Here is a 26,075-nt window from a genome sequence, read left to right as displayed (position 1 = left end):
TCCCGGCACCCAGGCGCACGGTGCTCGGCGAGTGTCGCTTCCCGGTGGTTATGTCCACCCAACCCGCGCCAGTCGCGTACCTGACATGTTAGTCGACCTGCGACGGCCACCGATCACGAGATCAAGCCGTTATGCTCGGCCGCCATGGGACTCACGCCCGCGGAGGGCAACGCGATTCTGGCCGCCCACTTCGCCCCCTGGGTGCTCGCGCTCGGGCTCGTCGTCGAGGAGGTCGGCGAGGGCTCGGCGACCCTGCGGCTGCCGTGGTCGACCGATCTGGCCCGGGAGGGCGGGGCGCTGTCCGGGCAGGCGATGATGGCCGCCGCCGACACCGCGTCGGTGATCGCCCTGTCGGCGACCAGGGGCGGCTTCTTCCCGATGACGACGGTGCAGCTGTCCTCGACCTTCCAGCGCCCGGTGCTCGGCGAGGACACCCTGGTCCGCGCGGAGGTCACGAAGGCCGGCCGCAGCCTGGCCTTCGTGAACATCACGCTGTCGGCGTCGAAGGGCGTGGCCGCGGAGGTCTCCACGGTCTACGCCCTCCTTGCCTGAAAAACCTTCAGAAGGTTACGGCGACACCCGACCCGGCGCGCATCGGTCCGAGGGGCACTCGAATCCGGCGTCAGCCACGAGTCGCCCTACGGCACCAGCCGGTACGCTCCGTCGGACGCGGACGTCGCCATCGACGCGTACGCCCGCAGCGCCGCCGACACCGGCCGCTCCCGGTCCACCGGCGTGTACGGCTTGTCCCGCTTCTCCTCGGCCACCCGCCGCGCCTCCAACTCCTCGTCGGAGACGTCCAACCGGATCGACCGGTTCGGGATGTCGATCACGATGGTGTCCCCCTCGCGCACGAGGCTGATCAGCCCGCCAGCCGCCGCCTCGGGGGAGGCGTGCCCGATCGACAGCCCGGACGTGCCGCCGGAGAACCGGCCGTCCGTGATCAGCGCGCAGGCCCGCCCGAGCCCCCGCCCCTTCAGGAACGACGTCGGGTACAGCATCTCCTGCATACCCGGCCCGCCCTTGGGCCCCTCGTACCGGATGACCACCACGTCCCCGGCCACCACCTGGTTGCCGAGGATCGCGGTGACGGCGTCGTCCTGGGACTCGTACACCTTGGCGGGTCCGGTGAAGGTCAGGCAGTCGTCGGGGACGCCGGCAGTCTTGACCACGCACCCGTCCGGGGCGAGGTTGCCGAACAGGATGGCCAGCCCGCCGTCGGCGGAGTACGCGTGCTCCACGGACCGGATGCAGCCGTTCTCCGCGTCGGTGTCCAGGGTGGACCACCGGTTGTCGGTGGAGAACGGCTCGACGGTGCGCACCCCGCCGGGCGCGGCGTGGAACAGCTCCAGTGCCGCTGCCGACGCGGATCCGCTGCGGATGTCCCACTCCGCCAGCCAGGTGTCGAGCGAGGGGGAGTGCACCGACCACACGTCGGTCCGCAGCGCCCCGCCCCGGTGCAGCTCGCCGAGCAGCGCGGGGATGCCGCCGGCCCGGTGCACGTCCTCCATGTGGTACTTCGGTGAGTTCGGCGCGACCTTCGCCAGGCACGGCACCCGCCGGGAGATCTCGTCGACGTCGGCGACGTTGAAGTCGACCTCGGCCTCGCGGGCGGCGGCCAACAGGTGCAGCACGGTGTTCGTGGAGCCGCCCATCGCCACGTCGAGCGCGACGGCGTTCTCGAACGCGGCCCGGGACGCGATGGCCCGGGGCAGCACGGACATGTCGTCGTTGGCGTAGTACGCGTCGGCGATCCGGACCACCGTCCGGCCGGCCTCCTCGAACAGCCCCCGGCGCAGCGCGTGCGTGGCCAACACCGAGCCGTTGCCGGGCAGGGCCAGGCCGATGGCCTCGGTGAGGCAGTTCATCGAGTTGGCGGTGAACATGCCGGAACAGGATCCGCAGGTCGGGCACGCCGAGCGTTCGATCTTGTCCAGGTCGCTGTCGGACACGGCCTGGTCGGCGGCGGCGACCATCGCGTCGATCAGGTCGAGCTTGTGGGTGACGACGCCGTTCATCGCGACCGTCTTACCGGCCTCCATCGGCCCGCCGGAGACGAACACGGTGGGGATGTTCAGCCGGAGCGCGGCCAGCAGCATGCCGGGCGTGATCTTGTCGCAGTTGGAGATGCAGACCAGGGCGTCGGCGCAGTGCGCGTTCACCATGTACTCCACCGCGTCGGCGATCAGCTCCCGCGACGGCAGCGAGTAGAGCATCCCGCCGTGGCCCATCGCGATCCCGTCGTCCACGGCGATCGTGTTGAACTCCTTGGACACCCCGCCGGACGCCTCGATCGAACCGGCGACGATCTTCCCGACATCCCGCAGATGCACATGCCCCGGTACGAACTGCGTGAAGCTGTTGGCGATAGCGACAATGGGCTTTCCGAAATCGCCGTCCGTCATTCCGGTCGCACGCCACAGGGCACGCGCGCCGGCCATGTTCCGGCCATGGGTGGAGGTCTTCGACCGCAGCTCAGGCATAGCACGAGTCTCCCACCGCCGGTCGGCGGCCGCCATTGACCCGTCCGCCGGCCCACTGTGCGGGACAGCGCCGTGACAGATAGCGGACACGCTGTGTGTCCCGAATCGGGGAAAAGTTCGGCACAGTAGTTATCGTGCCCCCTCGCACGCTTGTTCCGTTTGGCAGGGCCCCGTGGCTGGTCGCCGGTCTTGGGGTGTCTGTCCTTGCCCACGGGCTGGCGTTGTCCGCCGACGCGCGGATCGGGGTGCGGCTGACCACCCTCGCCGGCGTGCTGTGCGCGGGGTCCCTGCTCGCGGGCCTGCTGACCATGCGGGGCGGCCCGCGCGGCTGGGGCGCCCGGGTCCGGGCGGTGCTCGATGGGCTGCTCGTCGCCGGCAGCGGGGCCTATGTCGTGTGTCTGCTGGTGCTGGGGCCCCGGATCGCCATGCCGCCGGTCATCGTGGGCGCGGCCGGCGCGACGGTCGCCGTGGTGTGCGGGGTGGGGATGGCGGTGTGCCTGCGGGCCAGCCAGCCCAAGGGTCCGGTGTTCGCGGTCGCCGCCGGGGCCGGGCTGCTGTCGGCTGGGACGTTCGCGCAGGTCCTGTGGCGGTGGGCGGCGCTGCCGGGGAGCCGGCCGGCCGGGCTCGTGTTGTGGCTCGCGGGGGTCGGCGTGCTGGTGGCGGCCGTGGTCCGGGCGACCAGGGGCGAGCCGGGGCCGGGCCCCGCCGGGCACGCGCCGCTGCCGCGCCTGGGGACGGGGCTGTCGATGCTTCCGGTGGCCGCGGCCCTGGGCGCGACGCTCTACCACCTGGTGACGGTGGGCCCGCTGACCGTCCGGGCGACGTACGCGGCCACGGCCGTCGCCTTCGCGCTCGTCGGCCGGCAGGCGCTGACGATGCGCGACGCCCGCAGGTACGCCGACGAGCTCGCCCACCGCGAGGCGCACTTCCGCTCGATCGTCGCCGGCGCCTCGGACGTGACGATGCTGCTCGACAGCCGGCTCGACGTGCGCTGGCTGTCCCCGTCGGCGGCGTGGCGGCTGGGCCTGATCGAGCGCGACATCGTGGCCCGGTCGTTCCTGGAGCTGCCGCACCCCGAGGACGTGGCCGCGGCCGAGGACGTGCTCCGCGACATCCTGGCCGGCCCGGGCGGCTCGCAGACCCGGATGTACGCGCGGATCCTCGACGCCGCCGGCGAGTGGCGCGACCTGGAGTCGATGATCAGCGACCAGCGGCACGTGCCCCAGGTCGCCGGCCTCGTCATGCACTGCCGCGACGTCACGGACCGCAAGCACCTGGAGCGCGAGCTGGCGAAGATGGCGTACGCGGACCCGCTCACCGGTCTCGGCAACCGCCGCGCCCTGCTGCGCACGCTGCACGACGAGGCCGGGGGCCGGGTGTGCACGCTGCTCACCCTGGACCTGGACGGCTTCAAGAACGTCAACGACGTCCGGGGCCACGACGTCGGCGACGCGGTGCTGGTGGAGGTGGCCCACCGGCTGCGGGCGAACCTGCGGCCGGGCGACGTGCCGACCCGGCTCGGGGGCGACGAGTTCGCGGTGCTGATGTGGTCGGGTCCGCAGACAGCCGCAGTGGTGGCCGGGCGGCTGTTGAAGGTGCTCAACGCGCCGTACCGGATCGAGGATCTGACGGTCTTCCTCTCCGCCAGCATCGGGCTGGCCGGCTGCCGGACGGCCAACGACGTGCCCCAGCTCCTCCGCAACGCCGACATGGCCCTGCGGGCGGCGAAGCGGCGCGGCAAGAACCGGGTGGAGGAGTACGACGCGGAGTACGCGCGGTCGATGGCCGCGCGCGCCGACATGGCCGCGGAGTTGCGCGGTGCGGGGGAGCGCGGCGAGCTGTCGCTGGTCTACCAGCCGGTGCTGCATCTCCCCGACAACCGGCTCGTCGGGGTGGAGGCGCTGCTGCGCTGGCGGCACCCCCGGCTGGGCGTGGTGCGGCCGGCGCAGTTCATCCCGGTGGCGGAGGAGTCCGACCTGGTCGAGGAGCTGGGCACGTGGACGCTGCACCAGGCGTGCCACCAGCTGTCGGCGTGGCTACGGGCCGGGCACGACCTGTGGGCCTCGGTGAACCTGTCGACCCGCCAGCTGCACCTGCCGGAGTTCCCGGTGCACCTGGCGGAGCTGCTGCGGGTGCACCGGCTGCCCGGGTACCGGCTGACCCTGGAGGTCGCCGAGCACCGGATGGCCCGCGACATCAAGGGCCTCAGCGAACGGATCATGGCGGTCCGGGGGATGGGTGTCCGGGTGGCCCTGGACGACTTCGGTGCCGGCTATTCCTCCCTGGCCCAGCTGCGGTCGCTGCCCGTGGACATCGTGAAGATAGACAAGGACCTGGAGCCGCTCGCGGATCTCGTGGTGCAGCTCGGCCAGCGCCTCGGCCTGGAGGTGATCGTCGAGGGCATCGAGCAGCCGGAGCAGCTCGCCACGATGGCCGCCGCCGGTTGCCAGCTCGCCCAGGGTTTCCTGCTCGGCCGGCCTATGCCCGCCGAGCAGCTGGAGGCGCTGCTGGAAGAAACATTCGCCCATGATGTGGGACAAGTTGACTCAGGGCGTGAGATGAGGCAGGCTTTACCACATGCTGCAGACCCAGCGGATCGTAGTACTTAGCTAGCGCGTCGTCGTGATCCGATGACGCGCCCCGCCCCGTGCACCTGCACGAGGGCGGTTTTTGTTGCCCAGCCTCCACAACTTTCCAGAGCATGGGATATCCCGATGACCAAACCAGAAAGCCAGGCCGCCCGCGCCCTGACCGGCGCCCAGTCGCTCGTCGCGTCGCTTGAGGCGCTCGGCGTAGAGGTGGTGTTCGGTATTCCGGGTGGGGCGATTCTGCCGGCATACGACCCGTTGTACGACTCCAGCGTGCGCCACATCCTGGTCCGCCACGAACAGGGCGCCGGCCACGCCGCCACGGGTTACGCCCAGGCCACCGGCCGGGTCGGCGTCTGCATGGCCACCTCCGGCCCCGGTGCCACCAACCTCGTCACCCCGATCGCCGACGCCTACATGGACTCGGTGCCGATCGTCGCCATCACCGGCCAGGTGTCGCGGGCCGCGATCGGCACGGACGCCTTCCAGGAGGCGGACATCCACGGCATCACCATGCCGATCACGAAGCACAACTACCTGGTCCAGGACGGCAAGGACATCCCGCGGGTCCTCGCCGAGGCGTTCTACGTCGCCGGCAGCGGCCGCCCCGGCCCGGTGCTGGTGGACATCCCGAAGGACGTGCTCCAGGCGCAGACGGTCTTCGAGTGGCCGCCGACCATGGACCTGCCCGGCTACCGGCCGACGACCCAGCCGCACAGCAAGCAGATCCGCGAGGCGGCGAAGCTGATCGCCACGGCCCGCCGCCCGGTGCTGTACGTCGGCGGCGGCGTCCTCAAGGCCGGCGCCACCGAGGAGCTCAAGGCCCTGGCCGAGCTGACCGGCGCGCCGGTCGTCACGACGCTGATGGCCCGGGGCGCTTTCCCGGACAGCCACCCGCAGCACATGGGCATGCCCGGCATGCACGGCACGGTCGGCGCGGTGTTCGCGCTCCAGAAGGCCGACCTGCTGATCACGCTGGGCGCGCGGTTCGACGACCGGGTCACCGGCAAGCTGGACAGCTTCGCCCCGGACGCGGCCGTCATCCACGCGGACATCGACCCGGCCGAGATCGGCAAGAACCGGCACGCGGACGTCCCGATCGTCGGCGACGCGAAGATCATCATCGCGGCGCTGATCGAGGCGGTCGGCGAGAACCACCCGAGCCTGAAGGCCTGGTGGGAGCAGTTGGACGACATCCGCGACCGTTATCCGCTGGGCTACGCCGAGCACGAGGACGGCACCCTGTCCCCGCAGTACGTGATCAGCCGGATCGGCGCGCTCGTCGGCCCCGACGCCATCTACGCCACGGGCGTCGGCCAGCACCAGATGTGGGCGTCCCAGTTCATCTCGTACGAGAACCCGGGCACCTTCCTCAACTCCGGCGGCCTCGGCACGATGGGCTACGCGGTCCCGGCGGCCATGGGCGCGAAGGTCGGCGCCCCGGACCGGTCCGTGTGGGCGATCGACGGCGACGGCTGTTTCCAGATGACCAACCAGGAGCTGGCGACCTGTTCGCTGGAGAACATCCCGATCAAGGTCGCCGTGATCAACAACGGCAACCTGGGGATGGTCCGGCAGTGGCAGACCCTGTTCTACGACGGCCGGTACTCCAACACCGGCCTCGGCACCCACGCCACCGAGGACAGGCCCCGGATCCCCGACTTCGTGAAGCTCGGCGAGGCGCTCGGCTGCGTCGGGCTGCGCTGCGAGTCGGCCGACGAGGTCGACGCCGTGATCAAGCAGGCCATGGAGATCAACGACCGGCCGGTCGTCATCGACTTCGTGGTCGGCAAGGACGCGATGGTCTGGCCGATGGTCCCGGCCGGCACCAGCAACGACGAGATCCTGTTCGCCCGCGGCGTGCGCCCCAGCTTCGACGAGGATGACCTGTGATGAGCAAGCACACCCTGTCCGTCCTCGTGGAGAACAAGCCCGGCGTCCTGGCCCGGGTCGCGGCCCTGTTCTCCCGGCGCGGCTTCAACATCGACTCCCTCGCGGTGGGCGAGACCGAGCAGCCGGGCATCTCCCGGATCACGCTCGTCGTCGACGCCGCCGAGCAGCCACTCGAGCAGGTCACGAAGCAGCTCAACAAGCTGATCAACGTGCTCAAGATCGTGGAACTGGAGCCGACCGGCTCCGTCCAGCGCGAACTCCTCCTGGTGAAGGTCCGATCCGACCTGGCCAGCCGTTCGCACGTCCTGGAGACAGTGACCCTGTTCCGGGCGAAGGTCGTCGACGTCTCACCCGACGCCGTGATCATCGAGGCCACGGGCACGAAGGAGAAGCTCGAAGCGCTGCTCCGGATGCTCGAGCCGTTCGGCATCAAGGAGATGGTCCAGTCGGGCCTGGTCGCGGTCGGCCGCGGCGCGAAATCCATCACCAGCGGCTCGACACTGCGGTCTGTCGCCTAACTCGTCTTGTTTTTGATCTGGCATCTTGGCCCGCTGAGGGCGGGGAGGCGAAGGCGCGGAGGTTCCGGCATACCGGTGTTGTATGCCGGGTTCTCCGCGACGCACGCATCGTCGTCCTCAGCGGGTCCCCACGAAAGGCTAAAACCATGGTCAACGTTTACTACGACGACGACGCCGACCTCGGCCTCATCCAGGGCAAGAAGGTGGCCGTCCTCGGCTACGGCTCCCAGGGCCACGCCCACGCCCTCTCCCTGCGCGACTCCGGCGTCGACGTCCGGGTCGGCCTCCCGGAGGGCTCCAAGAGCCGCCCGAAGGCCGAGGAGCAGGGCCTGCGGGTCCTCACCCCGTTCGACGCGTGCGCCGAGGCCGACCTGATCATGGTGCTCGCGCCGGACACCGCGCAGCGCTCGATCTACGCCCACGACATCGCCCCGAACCTGACCGCCGGCAAGGCGCTCGCGTTCGGCCACGGCCTCAACATCCGGTACGACCTGATCAAGCCGCCGGCCGACGTCGACGTCATCATGATCGCGCCGAAGGGCCCGGGTCACCTGGTCCGCCGCCAGTTCGTGGACGGCAAGGGCGTGCCGTGCCTGATCGCGGTGGAGCAGGACCCGACGGGCACCGCCAAGGCCCTCGCGCTCGCCTACGCCAAGGGCATCGGCGGCACCCGCGCCGGCGTCATCGAGACCACGTTCACCGAGGAGACCGAGACCGACCTGTTCGGCGAGCAGGCCGTCCTCTGCGGCGGCGTCGCGGACCTGGTCAAGAACGGGTTCGAGGTCCTCACCGAGGCCGGCTACGCCCCCGAGGTCGCCTACTTCGAATGCCTGCACGAGCTCAAGCTCATCGTCGACCTGCTCTACGAGGGCGGCCTGTCGAAGATGAACTACTCGGTCTCCGACACCGCCGAGTACGGCGGCTACACCCGGGGCCCGCGCGCCGTCAGCAGCGTCTCCAAGGACGAGATGAAGAAGATCCTCGCCGAGATCCAGGACGGCCGGTTCGCCGCCGAATGGGTCGCCGAGGACGAGAACGGCCGGCCGAACTACGCCAAGCTGCGCGAGGAGAACGCCAACCACCCGATCGAGGTGGTCGGCAAGCAGCTCCGCGGCATGATGTCCTGGGTGGACAACCCCATCACCGAGACTGCATAGACCCGCTGAGAACGACGCTGGACTGCACGAAAGGAACACCCGCAGGGCGCTGCCCTGACGGGTGTTCCTTTCGTTTGCCAGCGCGGCCCTCAGCGGGCCACCAGCGTTGGATCCAAAGCCAAATCAACTTCATTACTTGTTACGAGTGGGGTGTCGCCGGTGACGGCGGCACTCCACTCGCGGGTGGGCCTACGCGAGGAAGATGCCCGCGTCGATGGCCCGCTGATCGGGCCGGCAGGTGGCCGTCGAGGTGCCGTCGCCGGTGACGATGGTGCCCCAGGCGGCGTATCCGCCGGGGGTGCTGTTCGGGGTGCACTCCACGACGTACCGCCACCGGGTGCCCGGCGCGAGCCCGGTGCACGTGGCCGTACCCACGTTGGAGCCGTTGAGGTACTTCGTGCAGGTCCCGGCGGCCGAGGCGGGGCCGCCGGTCGCGCCGATCAGGGATAGGGAGGCGGCCGCGACGACGGCGGCGCTGGCGAGAATTCTCTTCACTGTGACTCCTCTGGGAGGGGGTGGAAGCACAGTAAGGATTCTTAACCAAAAAATTGTGAACGGTCAATGCGTACCAAATGATGATCTTGAATGAGTTCTGGAACGGGCCCGCGACCAGCCCGAACGATGAGGTGAATGTCGCATTGCGCACCCCTGGACGCCGGCCCCATCCCACCCCGTAGGATCAGGAGCGGAAGGCCAGGCCACACGATGGACCTGGATGCGGAGCGCAGCGTGGCGTTCCCGCCACCGCCACTTCACAGACTCCTTGAGGATCGCATGAACCTTCCCACCACGCTTCCCGTCGTGCTCATCGCCGAAGAACTCGCCCCGGCCGCCCTGGCCGTGCTCGCCGACGACTTCGAGGTCCGCCACGTCGACGGCACCGACCGCCCGGCCCTGCTGGCCGCGCTCGCCGACGCCGACGCCGTGCTGATCCGCAGCGCCACCCAGATCGACGCCGAGGCCCTCGCGGCCGGCACGAAGCTGGCCATCGTCGCCCGGGCCGGCGTCGGCCTGGACAACGTCGACGTGCCGGCGGCCACCGCCCGAGGCGTCATGGTGGTCAACGCGCCGACCTCGAACATCGTGTCCGCCGCCGAGCAGGCCGTCGCGCTGCTGCTCGCCGTGTCGCGGCACACCGTGCCGGCCGCCTCGGCGCTCAAGCAGGGCCAGTGGAAGCGGTCGAAGTACACCGGTGTCGAGATCTTCGAGAAGACCGTCGGCGTCGTCGGCCTGGGCCGGATCGGCGTGCTGTTCGCCCAGCGGATGGCCGCGTTCGGCGTCAAGCTGATCGCCTACGACCCCTACCTGCAGCCGGCCCGCGCCGCGCAGCTCGGGATCAAGCTGGTCGGCCTGGACGAGCTGCTCGCCGAGTCCGACTTCATCTCGATCCACCTGCCGAAGACCCCGGAGACCGTGGGCCTGATCGGTGCCAAGGAGCTGGCGAAGACCAAGAAGGGCGTCCGGATCGTCAACGCCGCCCGGGGTGGCCTCATCGACGAGGCGGCCCTGGCCGACGCGCTGGCCAGCGGGCACGTCGGCGGCGCCGGCCTCGACGTGTTCGTCAAGGAGCCGTGCACCGATTCGCCGCTGTTCGCGTTCGAGAACGTGGTCGCGGTGCCGCACCTGGGCGCCTCGACGGTGGAGGCCCAGGACAAGGCCGGTCTCGCGGTCGCCAAGAGCGTCAAGCTCGCGCTGCAGGGCGAGTTCGTCCCCGATGCGGTGAACGTGCAGGTCGGTGGCGTGGTGCACGAGGAGATCCGCCCGCTGCTGCCGCTCGCGGAGAAGCTGGGCCGGGTGTACACGGCGGTGGCCGGCGGCGTCGCGGCCAACGTGGTCGTCGAGGTCCGCGGCGACGTGGCCCAGCACGACGTGTCGGTCCTCCAGCTCGCCGCGAGCAAGGGCCTGTTCGCCGACGTGGTGGCCGACCAGGTCACCTACGTCAACGCCCCGCTGCTGGCCAAGGAGCGCGGCGTGGAGATCACGCTCGCGACGTTCGAGGACAGCCCGGAGTACCAGAACCTGCTCACCCTGCGCGGCGCCCTGCCGGACGGCCGCACCGTGAGCGTGTCGGGCACCCTGACGGCCGGCCCGCGCGAGGTCGCCAAGCTGACCGAGGTCGACGGCTTCGACCTGGACGTGCCGGCCGAGGGCAACGTCATCCTCTTCCGGTACGCCGACCGGCCCGGCATCGTCGGCGCCATCGGTGGCCTCCTCGGCGAGGCCGGGGTGAACATCGCCGGCATGCAGGTTGCCCGCCTGAGCGCCGGCGGCGACGCGCTGATGGCTCTCGCGGTGGATTCGCCGGTGCACGGCGAGCTGCTCAGCTCGGCGGCGGCCGTGGTCGGCGCGAGCAGCGCCTGCACCGTGGACCTCACCGAGGCGTAGCGGCACCAGCACGACCCAGGAGGCGGGGCACCGGTCGGGTGCCCCGCCTCTTCGCGTCCCCACCAGCCCGGCTGTCCGTCGCCCAGGACAGCGCCGCGCCTCCGGCCGTCCTGCACACCGTCCACATGCTGGGAGAACCCGGCCAAGAAATGGGAAGCCAGGTAGCGTGGCCGGACAGGTACCCATCAAGGAGGTTTGGCGTGGCGCGCATCGCGGTTATCCCGGGCGACGGCATCGGCGGTGAGGTGATCACCGAGGCCCGCAAGGTCCTCGACGCGGTCCTCCCCGGTATCGACGCCACGGAGTACGACCTGGGCGCCGAGCGCTACCTCCGCACCGGCGAGGTCCTCCCGCCGAGCGTCCAGGACGAGCTGGCCGGCCACGACGCGATCCTGCTGGGCGCGGTCGGCGGGCGCCCCGGCGACCCGAACCTGCCGCCCGGCATCCTGGAGCGCGGCCTCCTGCTCAAGCTGCGCTTCGACTTCGACCAGTACGTGAACCTGCGCCCCTCCCGCCTCTGGCCCGGCACCACCAGCCCCCTGGCCGGCGTCAAGCCCGGCGAGATCGACTTCGTGGTGGTCCGCGAGGGCACCGAGGGCCTGTACGCGGGCGCCGGCGGCACCCTGCACAAGGGCACGCCGCACGAGGTCGCCACCGAGGAGAGCCTCAACACCCGGCACGGCGTCGAGCGGGTCATCCGCGACGCTTTCGCCCGGGCCACGAAGCGCGACCGCAAGAAGCTGACCCTGGTGCACAAGAGCAACGTGCTGGTCAACGCCGGCGGCCTGTGGACCCGCACGTTCGACGCCGTGGCGAAGGAGTTCCCGGGGGTCGAGACGGAGTACCAGCACGTGGACGCCGCCGCCATGTTCCTCGTGACCCGCCCGCAGCGCTACGACGTGGTCGTCACCGACAACCTGTTCGGCGACATCCTCACCGACATCGCCGCCGCCGTCACCGGGGGCATCGGGCTGGCGGCCAGCGGTTGCGTGAACCCGGACGGCACGTACCCGTCGATGTTCGAGCCCGTGCACGGCTCCGCGCCGGACATCGCCGGCCAGGGGATCGCCGACCCGATCGCCGCGATCATGTCCGTCGCGCTCCTTCTGGAACATCTGGGACACGCCGACGAGGCCGCCCGGGTGACCGCAGCGGTGTCCGAGGAGCTCACGACCCGCACGCCGGGCCAGACGTTGAGCACGTCCGCAGTCGGCGACCGGGTAGCGGAGCGGGTAGCCTAACCCTCGTTAAGCTCTCATCGAACGACCGGAGGTACGCGCCATGACCGGCGGTGACATCCTTGGCTTCCAGCGGAACCTCACGCAGACTCCCGTCTCCGACGCGGAGCGCGAGGCGCAGCTCGTCAATCCCGGGTTCGGGAAGGTATTCACCGAGCACATGGTCACGGTGCGTTACGCGGACTCGAAGGGCTGGTACGACGCCCGCGTCGAACCGTTCGGCCCGATCCCGATGTCCCCGGCGACCGCCGTGCTGCATTACGCGCAGGAGATCTTCGAGGGCATGAAGGCCTACCGGACGGCGGCGGGGATCACCCTCTTCCGCCCGGAGGCCAACGCCCGCCGGTTCCGCGACTCGGCGCGCCGGATGGCCATGCCGGAGATCCCGGAGGAGCTGTTCCTCCAGGCGATCAGAGAGCTGGTCGAGGTCGACGAGAAGTGGATCCCGGGCCAGGCGGAGTCGAGCCTGTACCTGCGGCCGTACATGATCGCGTCCGAGGTCTTCCTCGGCGTGCGCCCGTCGGCGGAGTACCTGTTCGGCGTGATCGCGTGCCCGGTCGGCGCCTACTTCAAGGGCGGCCCGAAGCCGATCAAGCTGTGGATCTCCGAGGAGTACACCCGGGCGGCCCCCGGCGGCACCGGCGCGGCCAAGTGCGGCGGCAACTACGCCACCTCGCTGGTCGCCCAGGCCGAGGCGACCCGTGAGGGCTGCGACCAGGTCGTCTTCCTGGACACCACGGAGCGCAAGTACGTCGACGAGCTCGGCGGCATGAACATCTTCTTCGTGTACGACGACGGCACTCTCGTCACGCCGCCCCTGGGCACGATCCTGCCCGGCATCACCCGGGACTCGATCATGACGCTCGCCCGGGAGGCCGGCCACCAGGTGGTCGAGCGCCCCTACTCGGTGGACGAGTGGCGGGCCGACGCCGCGAACGGCCGGCTGCGCGAGGTCTTCGCGTGCGGCACCGCGGCCGTGGTGACCCCGGTCGGCACCCTGCGCTCCGCCTCGGGCGAGTTCACGGTCGCCGACGGCCAGCCGGGCGAGGTGACCCTGAAGCTCCGCTCGCAGCTGCTCGACATCCAGCAGGGCCGCGCGACGGACACCCACGGCTGGGTCCACAAAGCGATCTGACGGGTACGCCGAAACGGGGTCGACGCATCGCGTCGGCCCCGTTTTCGCAGGTCAGACGATAGGTGGACCCCCGGTGTCCGGGGTTGGAACGGGGCGGGTAGAGTTCTCCAAGTCGCCAGGGAGCCGGGCAAGACCGCGAAAGCGGTTGGTCGGTCTGGTGAAAGTCCAACGAAGATCAGCCGGTGAGAGCCGGGGGTTGACGGCGGGCGGGTGAGGACGAAGTGAAGATCGGAAACATCCGGTTGACACGGAAGACCGAGCCTGGTAGGTTAGAGCGGTTGCCCCGGGCGGGGTTCGAAAGAACTAGCCGGGAGCGAACGTGATAGCGTTACAGAAACAAAACCCCCAGGGCGGTTTAACGACTGCTGAGTGGTGTGTGTTTGTTCTTTGAGAACTCAACAGGGTGTCGGAAAGTTAGTGCCAATTATGATTTACCCCGTCCCAGCTTCGGCTGGAGATGTGGATTCCTTTGGTAATGGACAACAGCGGCAAAGTAATATCTTTGCCAGCTATTGTTCTTTGCCGGGGTGCAAACAAACCTTATTGGAGAGTTTGATCCTGGCTCAGGACGAACGCTGGCGGCGTGCTTAACACATGCAAGTCGAGCGGAAAGGCCCTTCGGGGTACTCGAGCGGCGAACGGGTGAGTAACACGTGAGCAACCTGCCCTTGGCTTCGGGATAACCATCGGAAACGGTGGCTAATACCGGATACGACACAGTCTCGCATGGGATCTGTGTGGAAAGTTTTTCGGCCAGGGATGGGCTCGCGGCCTATCAGCTTGTTGGTGGGGTGATGGCCTACCAAGGCGACGACGGGTAGCCGGCCTGAGAGGGCGACCGGCCACACTGGGACTGAGACACGGCCCAGACTCCTACGGGAGGCAGCAGTGGGGAATATTGCGCAATGGGCGGAAGCCTGACGCAGCGACGCCGCGTGAGGGATGACGGCCTTCGGGTTGTAAACCTCTTTCAGCAGGGACGAAGCGCAAGTGACGGTACCTGCAGAAGAAGCACCGGCCAACTACGTGCCAGCAGCCGCGGTAAGACGTAGGGTGCGAGCGTTGTCCGGATTTATTGGGCGTAAAGAGCTCGTAGGCGGCTCGTCGCGTCGGTTGTGAAAACTCTAGGCTTAACCTGGAGCTTGCAACCGATACGGGCGGGCTAGAGTTCGGTAGGGGAGACTGGAATTCCTGGTGTAGCGGTGAAATGCGCAGATATCAGGAGGAACACCGGTGGCGAAGGCGGGTCTCTGGGCCGATACTGACGCTGAGGAGCGAAAGCGTGGGGAGCGAACAGGATTAGATACCCTGGTAGTCCACGCTGTAAACGGTGGGTGCTAGGTGTGGGGACCTCTCCAGGTCTCCGTGCCGCAGCTAACGCATTAAGCACCCCGCCTGGGGAGTACGGCCGCAAGGCTAAAACTCAAAGGAATTGACGGGGGCCCGCACAAGCGGCGGAGCATGCGGATTAATTCGATGCAACGCGAAGAACCTTACCTGGGTTTGACATGTGCGCTAAAACTCTAGAGATAGAGTGTCCTTCGGGGGCGTTCACAGGTGGTGCATGGCTGTCGTCAGCTCGTGTCGTGAGATGTTGGGTTAAGTCCCGCAACGAGCGCAACCCTCGTTCCATGTTGCCAGCACGTTATGGTGGGGACTCATGGGAGACTGCCGGGGTCAACTCGGAGGAAGGTGGGGATGACGTCAAGTCATCATGCCCCTTATGTCCAGGGCTTCACGCATGCTACAATGGCCGGTACAATGGGCTGCGATACCGTGAGGTGGAGCGAATCCCAAAAAGCCGGTCTCAGTTCGGATCGGGGTCTGCAACTCGACCCCGTGAAGTCGGAGTCGCTAGTAATCGCAGATCAGCAACGCTGCGGTGAATACGTTCCCGGGCCTTGTACACACCGCCCGTCACGTCACGAAAGTCGGCAACACCCGAAGCCGGTGGCCCAACCCGTAAGGGAGGGAGCCGTCGAAGGTGGGGCTGGCGATTGGGACGAAGTCGTAACAAGGTAGCCGTACCGGAAGGTGCGGCTGGATCACCTCCTTTCTAAGGAGCCTCTTTACCGCGAAAGCGGTCAAAGACCCCGCACTGGGCGAGTGTCCTGGTGGGGGTGTGCTTAATGGTGGAGACACTAACTAGTTCAACTCCGACAACGGCCACAACCCCTAGTACAGCCAGCTCGCTGGTGGGAACGGAAGAGTGGTGCGGTTGGAGTTGTAAGACACCCTGTTGAGTCCTGAAAGAACAAACCATGGTCCTGCGGACAGCAGATGCAAGCATCTGGGGTCCGCAGACTGCTGGGGATGTCTTTCATGCGAGGACACAGTCCGCGCCTTCTGCGACATACCGGTCGACGATGCCAGTGATGGTGGGTTCGGTGTTGGTGTTGTGGGTGGTGGTGTGGGGTTGGTTGTTTTTTGAGAACTGTATAGTGGACGCGAGCATCTTATTTACTTTGGTCAATGTTGTGGTCAAGTTGATAAGGGCACACGGTGGATGCCTTGGCACCAGGAGCCGATGAAGGACGTTGGAGGCTGCGATAAGCCTGGGGGAGTTGCCAACCTAGCGTTGATCCCAGGATTTCCGAATGGGGGAACCCAGCCAGAGTCATGTCTGGTTACCCACGTCTGAACACATAGGGCGTGTGGAGGGAACGCGGGGAAGTGAAACATCTCAGTACCCGCAGGAAGAGAAAACAACATGTGATTCCGTGAGTAGTGGCGAGCGAAAGCGGATGAGGGTAAACCGAGTGGCGTGTGATAGCCGGCAGGCGTTGCGTCATCGGGGTAGTGGGACCACTTGGATTCTTCTGCCGAAGGATCGGGAAGTCAAAAAATTGTGTGTTAGTCGAATGGCTTGGAAAAGTCGACCGTAGACGGTGAGAGTCCGGTAGGTGAAAGCGCACAGTCTTTCTGGAGTGGTATCCCGAGTAGCTGCGGACCCCTGAAATCTGCAGTGAATCTGCCAGGACCACCTGGTAACCCTAAATACTCCCTGGTGACCGATAGCGGACTAGTACCGTGAGGGAAAGGTGAAAAGTACCCCGGGAGGGGAGTGAAATAGTACCTGAAACCGTGTGCCTACAATCCGTCGGAGCTGACCGCCTTGTGCGGGAGGTGACGGCGTGCCTTTTGAAGAATGAGCCTGCGAGTTAGCGATACGTCGCGAGGTTAACCCGTGTGGGGTAGCCGTAGCGAAAGCGAGTCTGAATAGGGCGACTCAGTGGCGTGTCCTAGACCCGAAGCGGAGTGATCTAGCCATGGGCAGGTTGAAGCGCGGGTAAGACCGCGTGGAGGACCGAACCCACCAATGTTGAAAAATTGGGGGATGACCTGTGGTTAGGGGTGAAAGGCCAATCAAACTCCGTGATAGCTGGTTCTCCCCGAAATGCATATAGGTGCAGCGTCACGTGTTTCTTGCCGGAGGTAGAGCACTGGATAGCCTAGGGGGCCCACAAGCTTACTGAAGTTAGCCAAACTCCGAATGCCGGTAAGTGAGAGCGTGGCAGTGAGACTGCGGGGGATAAGCTCCGTAGTCGAGAGGGAAACAGCCCAGATCACCAGCTAAGGCCCCTAAGCGTGTGCTAAGTGGAAAAGGATGTGGGATCGCATAGACAACCAGGAGGTTGGCTTAGAAGCAGCCACCCTTTAAAGAGTGCGTAATAGCTCACTGGTCAAGTGGTTCCGCGCCGACAATGTAGCGGGGCTCAAGCACACCGCCGAAGCTGTGGCACTCACACAATAGCCCGGCCCGTAAGGGTCCAGGTGTGTGGGTGGGTAGGGGAGCGTCGTGTGGCGAGTGAAGCAGCGGTGTGAACCAGTTGTGGACGCCACACGAGTGAGAATGCAGGCATGAGTAGCGAATGCAGGGTGAGAAACCCTGCCGCCGGATGACCAAGGGTTCCAGGGTCAAGCTAATCTGCCCTGGGTAAGTCGGGACCTAAGGCGAGGCCGAGAGGCGTAGTCGATGGACAACGGGTTGATATTCCCGTACCCGCGAAGAAGCGCAAACGCTGAACCTTCCTGTACTAACCACCTCCTGAGACGGATCCCTTCGGGGTGAGGTTGATGGGGCTGGGAACTTGGGGGGTAGTAGGTGAGCGATGGGGTGACGCAGGAAGGTAGTCCAGCCCGGGCGGTGGTTGTCCCGGGGTAAGCCTGTAGGGCGAGACATAGGCAAATCCGTGTCTCATACAGCCTGAGAGGTGATGCCGAGCCGATTATGGTGAAGTGGATGATCCTATGCTGCCGAGAAAAGCCTCTAGCGAGTTTCGAGCGGCCCGTACCCCAAACCGACACAGGTGGTCAGGTAGAGAATACCAAGGCGATCGGGTGAACTGTGGTTAAGGAACTCGGCAAATTACCCCCGTAACTTCGGGAGAAGGGGGGCCGGAGACGTGATCCCACTTGCTGGGGGAGCGTTGTATGGCCGCAGAGACCAGGGGGAAGCGACTGTTTACTAAAAACACAGGTCCGTGCGAAGTCGTAAGACGATGTATACGGACTGACGCCTGCCCGGTGCTGGAACGTTAAGGGGACCGGTTAATCCTTCGGGGTGAAGCTGAGAACTTAAGCGCCAGTAAACGGCGGTGGTAACTATAACCATCCTAAGGTAGCGAAATTCCTTGTCGGGTAAGTTCCGACCTGCACGAATGGCGTAACGACTTCCCCACTGTCTCAACCACAGGCCCGGCGAAATTGCAGTACGAGTAAAGATGCTCGTTACGCGCGGCAGGACGGAAAGACCCCGGGACCTTCACTATAGCTTGACATTGGTATTTGAATTAACTTGTGTAGGATAGGTGGGAGACTGTGAAGCGGGCACGCCAGTGTTCGTGGAGTCAACGTTGAAATACCACTCTGGTTGATTTGGGTATCTAACCTCGGACCGTGATCCGGTTCAGGGACAGTGTCTGGTGGGTAGTTTAACTGGGGCGGTTGCCTCCCAAAATGTAACGGAGGCGCCCAAAGGTTCCCTCAGCCTGGTTGGCAATCAGGTGTTGAGTGCAAGTGCACAAGGGAGCTTGACTGTGAGACTGACAGGTCGAGCAGGGACGAAAGTCGGGACTAGTGATCCGGCACTCGCATGTGGAAGCGGTGTCGCTCATCGGATAAAAGGTACCCCGGGGATAACAGGCTGATCTTCCCCAAGAGTCCATATCGACGGGATGGTTTGGCACCTCGATGTCGGCTCGTCGCATCCTGGGGCTGGAGTAGGTCCCAAGGGTTGGGCTGTTCGCCCATTAAAGCGGTACGCGAGCTGGGTTTAGAACGTCGTGAGACAGTTCGGTCCCTATCCGCCGTGCGCGTAGGATACTTGAGAAGGGCTGTCCCTAGTACGAGAGGACCGGGACGGACGAACCTCTGGTGTGCCAGTTGTTCCGCCAGGAGCACGGCTGGTTAGCTACGTTCGGAAGGGATAACCGCTGAAAGCATCTAAGCGGGAAGCCTGCTTCAAGATGAGGTATCCCACCCCTAGAGGGTTAAGGCCCCCAGCTAGACGACTGGGTTGATAGGCCAGAAATGTAAGCCCGGTAACGGGTTCAGTTGACTGGTACTAATAGGCCGAGGACTTCACCACCACACCAAAGCAAATTTGTCGCGTCCACTATACGGTTCACAGAAAACAACACCCACCAAACCCACACGAAAGTGTGTGAGTTCAGTGCGGGTGCTGTTGTTCTGAGAGAGTTACGGCGGTCATAGCGAAGGGGAAACGCCCGGCAACATTCCGAACCCGGAAGCTAAGCCCTTCAGCGCCGATGGTACTGCCCTGGGGACGGGGTGGGAGAGTAGGACGCCGCCGGACACACTTTTAGCGAAGGCCCAACCCTGAAAAGGGTTGGGCCTTCGTCTATTTGGCGTGGCCCTACACGCCCGTGCTGCCGTCGAGGCGTTCGCGGAGGAGGTCGGCGTGGCCGTTGTGCCGGGCGTACTCCTCGAGGACGCGGAGCAGGATCCAGCGCAGGGTGACGGAGGTGCCGTCGGCCCGGGCGCCCAGGTCGTCGAGGGCGGCCGCGGACACGATGTCACGGGAGAGTTCGCAGGTCTCGCGCCAGGTGGTCAGTACCGCTGAAGGGTCGTGGGTTTGTAGGTCCTCGAAGTCGCCGTCGGGGTTGTCGGCGCTGAAGAACAGCGGGGGCAGGTCCATGGCGGCGTACCGGTTGGCGACCCACAGGCGTTCCGTGTCGGCCAGGTGTCGCATGATGCCGAGCAGGGAGAGCCGGGAGGGCGGGACACACCGGTCGCGGAGCTGGTCGGCTGTGAGGCCGGCGCACTTGAGTTCCAGGGTGGTGCGGTGGAAGTCGAGGTACCCGCTGAGGCTGGTCTTCTCGCCGGCGATCTGGGGCGGCTCCGCCCGCGAGGGGGATGTGGTCACCCCCGCATCATGACCTGAACGCCTGTCGGGACACAAAGGGACCCGCAGCGGCACGCCGCGCCCATCCCGGACGCCGCGCCCAGGAACGGCTCAGGCCATGAACGGCTCCAGGGCTGCATCTGCCCCAGGGGCCCGGGCCAGATGCACGAACGGAGTCCGGGGACAGGAAAAGGCCCACCGGCCGGAGCTCGGTGGGCCTTCTTGCGGTGCTGGGTCAGATCTTGTCGCCGATGTTGACCAGCGGTTTCGGCATCCGCAGCTTGCGGAACGTGATCGAGCGCATGATCGCGTACATGAACAGGCCGGGCTTGCGCTGCTCCGTCTTCGGGAACCGCTCCCACACCATCTTGCTCACCTTGCGCGACAGCAGGATCGAGTCGCCGACGAACAGGACGGCGATCACGAGCCAGAGGAGCTGGGAGGTCGTCTGGACGACGAGCGGCCAGGCCGGGTTGGTGCCGACGAGGATCAGCAGCGCCGCGGCGAAGAACCAGGTGCCGACGGTGCGCCGGGAGTCGACGATGTCGCGGGTCAGGCGCCGCTCCGGGCCGCGGTCACGGGGCAGCAGGTACTTCTCGTCGCCGCGCAGCATGCCGGCCCGCTCGTCCGCGCGATCGGCCATCCGGACCGCCCGTGCGCGCTTGGCGGCCTCCTTGCGGTTGGTCGGCGGGGGCTCGACGGGCTTGCGGGCCTGCGCGACGCTTCGCTTGGGGGTCGGCCGGCCCTTGCCGGGGGTACGGCTCTTGACCCCGGCCTGGGCCTCGCCCTCGGCGGGGGCGTCGGTGGCGACCTCGGTCACGGGCGCGTCCTCGGTCTTATCGCGGCGACTGAACACAGAAGGCACACTTTCTCGGTAGCTAGCTCTCCTGCGAGAGTAGCCGGGAAACGGGGGAGGCTACGCGGGGCGTTCGGTGCGGGCACCGAGGGCGGCGAGCTTGCCGTCGAAGTCCTCGTAGCCCCGGACGATGTAGTGGTCGACGCCGTAGACCCGGGAGGTGCCCTCGGCGGCCAGGGCCGCGATCACGTGGCTGAACCCGGCGCGCAGGTCGGGAATCTCCAGGTCGGCGGCGTACAGCTTGCTCGGGCCGGCGATGACGGCCGAGTGCAGGAAGTTCCGCCGGCCCCAGCGGCAGGGGGTGCCGCCGAGGCATTCGCGGTACAGCTGGATGTTGGCGCCCATCTTGTTCAGGGCCTCGGTGTAGCCGAACCGGCGCTCGTACACCGTCTCGTGGACGATGGACAGGCCCCGGGCCTGGCTGAGGGCCACGACGAGCGGCTGCTGCCAGTCGGTCATGAAGCCTGGGTGCACGTCGGTTTCCAGGGCCACGGCCTTGAGCTCGTCGCCCGGGTGCCAGAACCGGATGCCGTGGTCGAGGACCTCGAACGCGCCGCCGACCGACCGGAACGTGTTCAGGAAGGTCATCATGTCGACCTGGTTGGCCCCTCGGACGAGCACGTCGCCCTTGGTGGCCAGCGCGGCGGCGGCCCAGCTGGCGGCCTCGATCCGGTCGGGGATCGGCCGGTGGTTGTACCCGCCGAGCTTCTCCACGCCCTGGATCTCGATCACCCGGTTGGTGTGCACCTTGATGATCGCGCCCATCTTCTGCAGGATGCAGATCAGGTCGACGATCTCGGGCTCCACGGCGGCGTTGCGCAGCTCGGTGATGCCCTCGGCGAGCACTGCGGTGAGCAGGACCTGCTCGGTCGCCCCCACGCTCGGGTACGGCAGCTCGAACTTGGTGCCGCGCAGCCGCTCCGGCGCGGTCAGGTGCAGCCCGTCGGGGGTCTTGTCGATGGTCGCGCCGAACTGGCGGAGCGCCTCCAGGTGGAAGTCGATCGGTCGGTCACCGATCTTGCAGCCGCCCAGGTCGGGGATGAACGCGTGTCCGAGCCGGTGCAGCAGCGGGCCGCACAGCAGGATCGGGATCCGGCTGGACCCGGCGTGCACGTTGATCTCGTCGGTGCTGGCCCGCTCGACGTTGCTGGGGTCGAACACCAGCTCGCCCTCGGGGCCGGTGCTCACCCGGACGCCGTGCAGCTCCAGGAGGCCGCGGATGATGCCGACGTCGCTGATCTTCGGCACGTCGTACAGCCGGCTGACGCCGGTGCCGAGCACCGAGGCCACCATGGCCTTGGAGATCAGGTTCTTCGCGCCCCGGACCTGGACTTCGCCCCGTAGCGGCGCACCTCCGTGCACCACGAGCATGTCCTCGGTCACGTTGCCTCCACCTGGTCGCCGGCTTGCTGACACACAAAGGTCGAGCATACCCGCACACATCGACGACCCCTTGGGTCGCCGACGTGTCGTGGGTCGCTACGGCAGCGCGAGCATCCTGTCCAGGGCGGTCCTGGCGTGCCGGGAGGTGTCGGCATCGACCGTGATCTGGTTGGGCACCCGGCCGGCGACGAGCTCCTCCAGGGACCAGACCAGGTGCGGGAGGTCGATCCGGTTCATGGTCGAGCAGTAGCAGACGGTCTTTTCGAGGAACATGACCTCTTTGTCCGGGTGGGCGTTGGCCAGCCGGCGGACCAGGTTCAGCTCGGTGCCGATCGCCCAGGACGAGCCGGGCTCGGCGGCGTCGAGGGCCCGGATGATGTACTCCGTCGAGCCCACGTAGTCGGCGGCCTGGACGACCTCGTGCCGGCACTCGGGGTGCACGAGCACGTTGACGTCGGGGCGCTGGCGGCGGACCTCCTGGACGTTCTCCAGGGTGAACCGGCCGTGCACGGAGCAGTGCCCGCGCCACAGGATCATCTTCGCGTTCGTCAGCTGCTCGGCGGTGAGGCCGCCGTTCTTCTTGTGCGGGTCGTACAGCACGCAGTCGTCGAGGGTGAGGCCCATCTCGAGCACGGCGGTGTTGCGGCCCAGGTGCTGGTCCGGGAGGAACAGCACCTTCTCGCCGCGCTCGAACGCCCAGTCCAGCGCGCGCTTGGCGTTGGAGGAGGTGCACACCACGCCGCCGTTGCGGCCGACGAAGCCCTTGATGTCCGCGGAGGAGTTCATGTAGGTGACCGGCACCGTGGTGCCGGCGATGCCCAGCTCCACCAGCGCGTCCCAGCAGTCCTCGACCTGGCCGAGCACTGCCATGTCGGCCATGGAGCAGCCGGCGGCGAGGTCGGGCAGGACGACCTGCTGGTCGGGGGTGGTGAGGATGTCGGCGGACTCGGCCATGAAGTGCACGCCGCAGAACACGATGAACTCGGCGTCGGGGCGGGCCGCGGCCTGCTGGGCCAGCTTGAAGGAGTCGCCGGTCACGTCGGCGAACTCGATGACCTCGTCGCGCTGGTAGTGGTGGCCGAGGACGAACACCCGGTCGCCCAGGGCGGCCTTGGCGGCGCGGGCGCGCTCGACGAGGCCCGGGTCGCTGGCCGCCGGCAGCTCGCCCGGACAGTCGACGCCGCGCTCGGAGCCCGGGTCGCTGCCCCTGCCGAGCAGGAGCAGCGCGGTGGCGGTCGAGGAGGGTTCCTGCCATTGAGTCACGCACCAATCCTGCCACGGGGTGGGACGCGCTGGTCATCCGTGCCGGGCCCCGGGGGTCGGGTGCGAGGATCGGGGGGTGCGAGTACTCATCTGTCCTGACAAGTTCGCCGGCACGCTGTCGGCCCCCGACGTCGCCGAGGCCCTTCGTGCCGGGTGGGCGAGCGTCTCAGCCGACGAGATCGTCTGCCGGCCGCTGGCCGACGGAGGTCCGGGCTTTCTGGATGTACTGGGCGTTCTGGGTGGTTCCGTCCTCCCGGTGGCCACGAGTGACCCACTGGGCCGTCCGGTGCCCGGCTCGGTGCTGCTCGTCGGGTCCACCGCCTACGTGGAGAGCGCCCAGGCGACCGGTCTGCACCTGCTCACCGAGGCCGAACGCGACCCGAACGTGACGTCGTCGTACGGGCTGGGGCTGCTGGTCCGGGCCGCCGTGGACGCCGGGGCGACCGAGGTCGTGATCGGGCTGGGCGGCTCGGGGACGAACGACGCCGGGGCCGGGATGCTCGCGGCGCTCGGCGCGGTGCCGGTCGACGCCGAGGGGGTGCCGCTGCCGCTCGGCGGGGCGGCGCTGGCCCGGTGCGCGGCGCTGGACGGCGCGGTGAAGCTCGACGGTGTGACGTTGGTCGCGGCCACGGATGTCGACAACCCGCTCTCCGGGCTGCACGGGGCGAGCAACGTGTTCGGGCCGCAGAAGGGGGCCTCGCGGGAGGACGTCCTGCGGCTGGACGCGGCTCTGGAGCACTTCGGCGGCGTACTCGGAAACGGGGTCGCGACGGCTCCCGGCGCGGGTGCCGCCGGCGGGATCGGGGCGGCGATCTTCGCGCTCGGCGGGCGGCGTGAGTCGGGGATCTCCCTGGTCAGGGCGCTGATCGGGCTGGACGCGGCCATGGAGGGCGTTGGCCTGGTGATCACGGGCGAGGGCTCGTTCGACGCCCAGTCGCTGCGCGGGAAGGTCGTCGCGGGTGTCGCTGAGGCGGCGGCGGAGCAGGGCGCGCCGTGCGTCGTGGTCGCCGGCCGTTCGACGGTGGGCCGGCGGGAGGCCGCCGCGGCGGGGATCGCCGAGATCCACTCGCTGGTGGAGCACTTCGGGGACGTCGGTCGGGCGATGGCGGAGCCCGGTCCGGGGCTTTTCGCCATCGGCGCCCGGCTCGCGGAGCAGTGGGGCAGGTAACGGCCCGGGGCTGGGATGTGGTGCCTCAGGTGTGCGACCATGAGAAATACCGCCACGACGACGGACGTTGTACGAGGCGGACCTATCACCAGGCACGCCAGGGAGTACCACGTGACCGTTTCGGAGACCACCGAGACCACCGAGAAGACCGAGGTCAAGGCTGAGAACGTCGGTGTCACTGACGCCGCCGCCGCCAAGGTCAAGGCCCTGATCGAGCAGGAAGGCCGTGAGGACCTCCGCCTGCGGATCGCGGTGCAGCCGGGCGGATGTTCTGGCCTGCGCTACCAGCTCTTCTTCGACGAGCGTTCGCTCGACGGCGACGTCGTCAGCGAGTACGACGGCTTCGAGGTCGTCGTGGACCGGATGAGCATCCCGTACCTCGCGGGTGCCTCGATCGACTTCGTCGACAAGATCGACCAGCAGGGTTTCACGATCGACAACCCGAACGCCGGCGGCTCCTGCGCCTGCGGCGACTCGTTCCACTAGGCAAGACTCCCCTCCGCTCCGGTGGCCGGGGAAGCTGGAAAGCCCCGCTTCTAGCGGGGCTTTTCGCATGTTCGGTACTCTGTCGCGGCGTTGTCCGTACCCGAAAGGTCTATCGATGAAGATCGCAGTCACCGGTTCGATTGCCACCGACCACCTCATGCACTTCCCGGGGCGGTTCGCGGAGCAGCTCCTCGCGGACCAGCTGCACAAGGTCTCGCTGTCCTTCCTCGTCGACGACCTGGTCGTCCGCCGCGGCGGAGTGGCCGCCAACATCGCCTTCGGCATGGGCCAGTTGGGCCTGAGCCCGCTGCTGGTCGGCGCGGTCGGCGCCGACTTCGACGACTACCGGTCCTGGCTGAGCCGGCACGGCGTCGACTGCGACTCCGTGCACGTGAGCGAGATCGCACACACGGCGCGGTTCGTGTGCACCACGGACAACGACATGAACCAGATCGCCTCGTTCTACGCCGGCGCGATGTCCGAGGCCCGTGACATCGAGCTCGGCCCGATCGTCGAGCGGGTCGGCGGGCTGGACCTGGTCCTCGTCGGGGCGAACGACCCCGAGGGCATGCTGCGGCACTCCGACGAGTGCCGGCAGCGGGGGATCGCGTTCGCGGCGGACCCGTCGCAGCAGCTGGCCCGGATGAGCGGCGACGACGCGCTGCGGCTGATCGACGGCGCGAAGATCCTCTTCACGAACGAGTACGAGAAGAGCCTGCTGGAGAGCAAGACCGGTCTGTCCGACGCCGAGGTGCTGGAAAAGGTCGAGATCCGGGTCACCACGCTGGGCAAGGACGGGGCGGAGATCACCGGCCGGGGCATGGAGCGCATCCATGTGCCGGTGGCGAAGGAGATCGCCGCGTACGACCCGACCGGCGTCGGCGACGCGTTCCGGGCCGGGTTCCTGGCCGGGCAGTCGTGGGGCCTGTCGCTGGAGCGGTCGGCGCAGATCGGTTCGTTGCTGGCGACGCTGGTGCTGGAGACGGTGGGCACGCAGGAGTACCAGGTGAAGCCTGCCGGGTTCCTGGAGCGGCTGGCGGACTCCTACGGCGACGCCGCCGCGGCCGAGGTCCGGCCCTTCCTGGTCAAGTAGGTCGGATCCGCGGCTGACACCGCGCCGCGCGCCCGGTCGGGCCTGCGGTGCCGGCCTGGGTC

At 67.5% G+C, this 26,075-nt stretch carries 17 protein-coding genes, 3 rRNA genes and 1 riboswitch; of the genes, 14 read left to right on the top strand and 6 right to left on the bottom strand.

Annotation, left to right across the window (positions count from 1 at the left end):
- Nucleotides 1-86, bottom strand: a riboswitch (ZMP/ZTP riboswitch).
- Nucleotides 87-144: 58 nt separating this feature from the next.
- On the top strand, nt 145-552 hold the full coding sequence (locus tag IW245_RS23940) for a PaaI family thioesterase (RefSeq protein WP_197005413.1): 408 nt from the start codon (nt 145-147) through the stop codon (nt 550-552).
- Nucleotides 553-638: 86 nt separating this feature from the next.
- Here IW245_RS23940 and ilvD read toward each other — a convergent pair whose 3' ends face one another.
- Entirely contained in the window at nt 639-2,483 is a 1,845-nt protein-coding gene (gene ilvD / locus IW245_RS23935; RefSeq protein ID WP_197005412.1) for a dihydroxy-acid dehydratase, read from the bottom strand.
- Nucleotides 2,484-2,677: 194 nt separating this feature from the next.
- On the opposite strand from ilvD, the gene IW245_RS23930 reads away from it, so the two are divergent.
- The 4 genes from IW245_RS23930 to ilvC all read left to right on the top strand — a co-directional run bounded on the left by IW245_RS23930 (nt 2,678) and on the right by ilvC (nt 8,639).
- Entirely contained in the window at nt 2,678-5,092 is a 2,415-nt protein-coding gene (locus IW245_RS23930; RefSeq protein ID WP_197005411.1) for a putative bifunctional diguanylate cyclase/phosphodiesterase, read from the top strand.
- A gap of 21 nt (nt 5,093-5,113) precedes the next feature.
- Nucleotides 5,114-6,964, top strand: a complete 1,851-nt coding sequence (locus tag IW245_RS23925) for an acetolactate synthase large subunit (RefSeq protein ID WP_372445229.1) — start codon at nt 5,114-5,116, stop codon at nt 6,962-6,964.
- Complete coding sequence (ilvN, locus tag IW245_RS23920) at nt 6,964-7,482, top strand: acetolactate synthase small subunit (RefSeq protein ID WP_197005409.1); 519 nt, start codon at nt 6,964-6,966, stop codon at nt 7,480-7,482. Before IW245_RS23925 ends, ilvN begins: the two co-directional genes overlap by 1 nt.
- A gap of 146 nt (nt 7,483-7,628) precedes the next feature.
- On the top strand, nt 7,629-8,639 hold the full coding sequence (ilvC, locus tag IW245_RS23915) for a ketol-acid reductoisomerase (protein WP_197005408.1): 1,011 nt from the start codon (nt 7,629-7,631) through the stop codon (nt 8,637-8,639).
- Nucleotides 8,640-8,828: 189 nt separating this feature from the next.
- Here ilvC and IW245_RS23910 read toward each other — a convergent pair whose 3' ends face one another.
- A complete protein-coding gene (locus IW245_RS23910) occupies nt 8,829-9,134 on the bottom strand; it encodes a hypothetical protein (RefSeq protein ID WP_197005407.1) in 306 nt (101 codons plus the stop codon).
- A gap of 279 nt (nt 9,135-9,413) precedes the next feature.
- Between IW245_RS23910 and serA the strand changes: the two genes are divergently transcribed.
- From serA to rrf, 6 genes are all read left to right on the top strand, one after another.
- Complete coding sequence (gene serA, locus IW245_RS23905; RefSeq protein WP_197005406.1) at nt 9,414-11,024, top strand: phosphoglycerate dehydrogenase; 1,611 nt, start codon at nt 9,414-9,416, stop codon at nt 11,022-11,024.
- A gap of 200 nt (nt 11,025-11,224) precedes the next feature.
- Entirely contained in the window at nt 11,225-12,265 is a 1,041-nt protein-coding gene (locus IW245_RS23900) for a 3-isopropylmalate dehydrogenase (RefSeq protein WP_197005405.1), read from the top strand.
- Nucleotides 12,266-12,305: 40 nt separating this feature from the next.
- Entirely contained in the window at nt 12,306-13,397 is a 1,092-nt protein-coding gene (locus IW245_RS23895; RefSeq protein ID WP_197005404.1) for a branched-chain amino acid aminotransferase, read from the top strand.
- 540 nt (nt 13,398-13,937) lie between these two features.
- A 16S ribosomal RNA gene (locus IW245_RS23890) occupies nt 13,938-15,453 on the top strand.
- A gap of 423 nt (nt 15,454-15,876) precedes the next feature.
- Nucleotides 15,877-18,987, top strand: a 23S ribosomal RNA gene (locus tag IW245_RS23885).
- A 111-nt stretch (nt 18,988-19,098) separates the two neighbouring features.
- Nucleotides 19,099-19,215: ribosomal RNA gene (rrf, locus tag IW245_RS23880) — 5S ribosomal RNA — on the top strand.
- The 16S, 23S and 5S rRNA genes sit together here, the layout of an rRNA operon.
- Nucleotides 19,216-19,275: 60 nt before the next feature.
- On the opposite strand, the gene IW245_RS23875 is transcribed toward rrf, so the two are convergent.
- The 4 genes from IW245_RS23875 to nadA form a co-directional block, all read right to left on the bottom strand.
- Nucleotides 19,276-19,785, bottom strand: a complete 510-nt coding sequence (locus IW245_RS23875) for a DinB family protein (RefSeq protein ID WP_197005403.1) — start codon at nt 19,783-19,785, stop codon at nt 19,276-19,278.
- A gap of 214 nt (nt 19,786-19,999) precedes the next feature.
- A complete protein-coding gene (locus IW245_RS23870) occupies nt 20,000-20,629 on the bottom strand; it encodes a DUF3043 domain-containing protein (RefSeq protein ID WP_197005402.1) in 630 nt (209 codons plus the stop codon).
- A gap of 51 nt (nt 20,630-20,680) precedes the next feature.
- On the bottom strand, nt 20,681-21,991 hold the full coding sequence (gene murA / locus IW245_RS23865) for a UDP-N-acetylglucosamine 1-carboxyvinyltransferase (RefSeq protein WP_233473157.1): 1,311 nt from the start codon (nt 21,989-21,991) through the stop codon (nt 20,681-20,683).
- 108 nt (nt 21,992-22,099) lie between these two features.
- Nucleotides 22,100-23,266 (bottom strand): quinolinate synthase NadA, encoded by a 1,167-nt coding sequence (gene nadA / locus IW245_RS23860; RefSeq protein WP_197005400.1) that lies wholly within the window; start codon nt 23,264-23,266, stop codon nt 22,100-22,102.
- A 76-nt stretch (nt 23,267-23,342) separates the two neighbouring features.
- On the opposite strand from nadA, the gene IW245_RS23855 reads away from it, so the two are divergent.
- The 3 genes from IW245_RS23855 to IW245_RS23845 all read left to right on the top strand — a co-directional run bounded on the left by IW245_RS23855 (nt 23,343) and on the right by IW245_RS23845 (nt 26,013).
- Nucleotides 23,343-24,434: a glycerate kinase family protein gene (locus tag IW245_RS23855; RefSeq protein WP_197005399.1), complete on the top strand. Its 1,092-nt coding sequence runs from the start codon at nt 23,343-23,345 to the stop codon at nt 24,432-24,434.
- A 111-nt stretch (nt 24,435-24,545) separates the two neighbouring features.
- Nucleotides 24,546-24,920: an iron-sulfur cluster insertion protein ErpA gene (erpA, locus tag IW245_RS23850; RefSeq protein ID WP_197005398.1), complete on the top strand. Its 375-nt coding sequence runs from the start codon at nt 24,546-24,548 to the stop codon at nt 24,918-24,920.
- Nucleotides 24,921-25,035: 115 nt separating this feature from the next.
- Complete coding sequence (locus tag IW245_RS23845) at nt 25,036-26,013, top strand: carbohydrate kinase family protein (protein ID WP_197005397.1); 978 nt, start codon at nt 25,036-25,038, stop codon at nt 26,011-26,013.
- Nucleotides 26,014-26,075 lie beyond the last annotated feature (62 nt).

The sequence above is a fragment of the Longispora fulva genome (assembly GCF_015751905.1).
Taxonomy (GTDB): Bacteria; Actinomycetota; Actinomycetes; order Mycobacteriales; family Micromonosporaceae; genus Longispora; species Longispora fulva.
Note: the sequence above shows the minus strand (reverse complement) of the source record. Positions and strands in the feature narration are given on the sequence as shown.

Coding starts and splice junctions, on each gene's coding strand:
- IW245_RS23940 (WP_197005413.1), top strand. CDS start 145: ATGGGACTCACGCCCGCGGAGGGCAACGCGATTCTGGCCGCCCACTTC.
- ilvD (WP_197005412.1), bottom strand. CDS start 2,483: ATGCCTGAGCTGCGGTCGAAGACCTCCACCCATGGCCGGAACATGGCC.
- IW245_RS23925 (WP_372445229.1), top strand. CDS start 5,114: ATGACGCGCCCCGCCCCGTGCACCTGCACGAGGGCGGTTTTTGTTGCC.
- ilvN (WP_197005409.1), top strand. CDS start 6,964: ATGAGCAAGCACACCCTGTCCGTCCTCGTGGAGAACAAGCCCGGCGTC.
- ilvC (WP_197005408.1), top strand. CDS start 7,629: ATGGTCAACGTTTACTACGACGACGACGCCGACCTCGGCCTCATCCAG.
- serA (WP_197005406.1), top strand. CDS start 9,414: ATGAACCTTCCCACCACGCTTCCCGTCGTGCTCATCGCCGAAGAACTC.
- IW245_RS23895 (WP_197005404.1), top strand. CDS start 12,306: ATGACCGGCGGTGACATCCTTGGCTTCCAGCGGAACCTCACGCAGACT.
- murA (WP_233473157.1), bottom strand. CDS start 21,991: ATGCTCGTGGTGCACGGAGGTGCGCCGCTACGGGGCGAAGTCCAGGTC.
- IW245_RS23845 (WP_197005397.1), top strand. CDS start 25,036: ATGAAGATCGCAGTCACCGGTTCGATTGCCACCGACCACCTCATGCAC.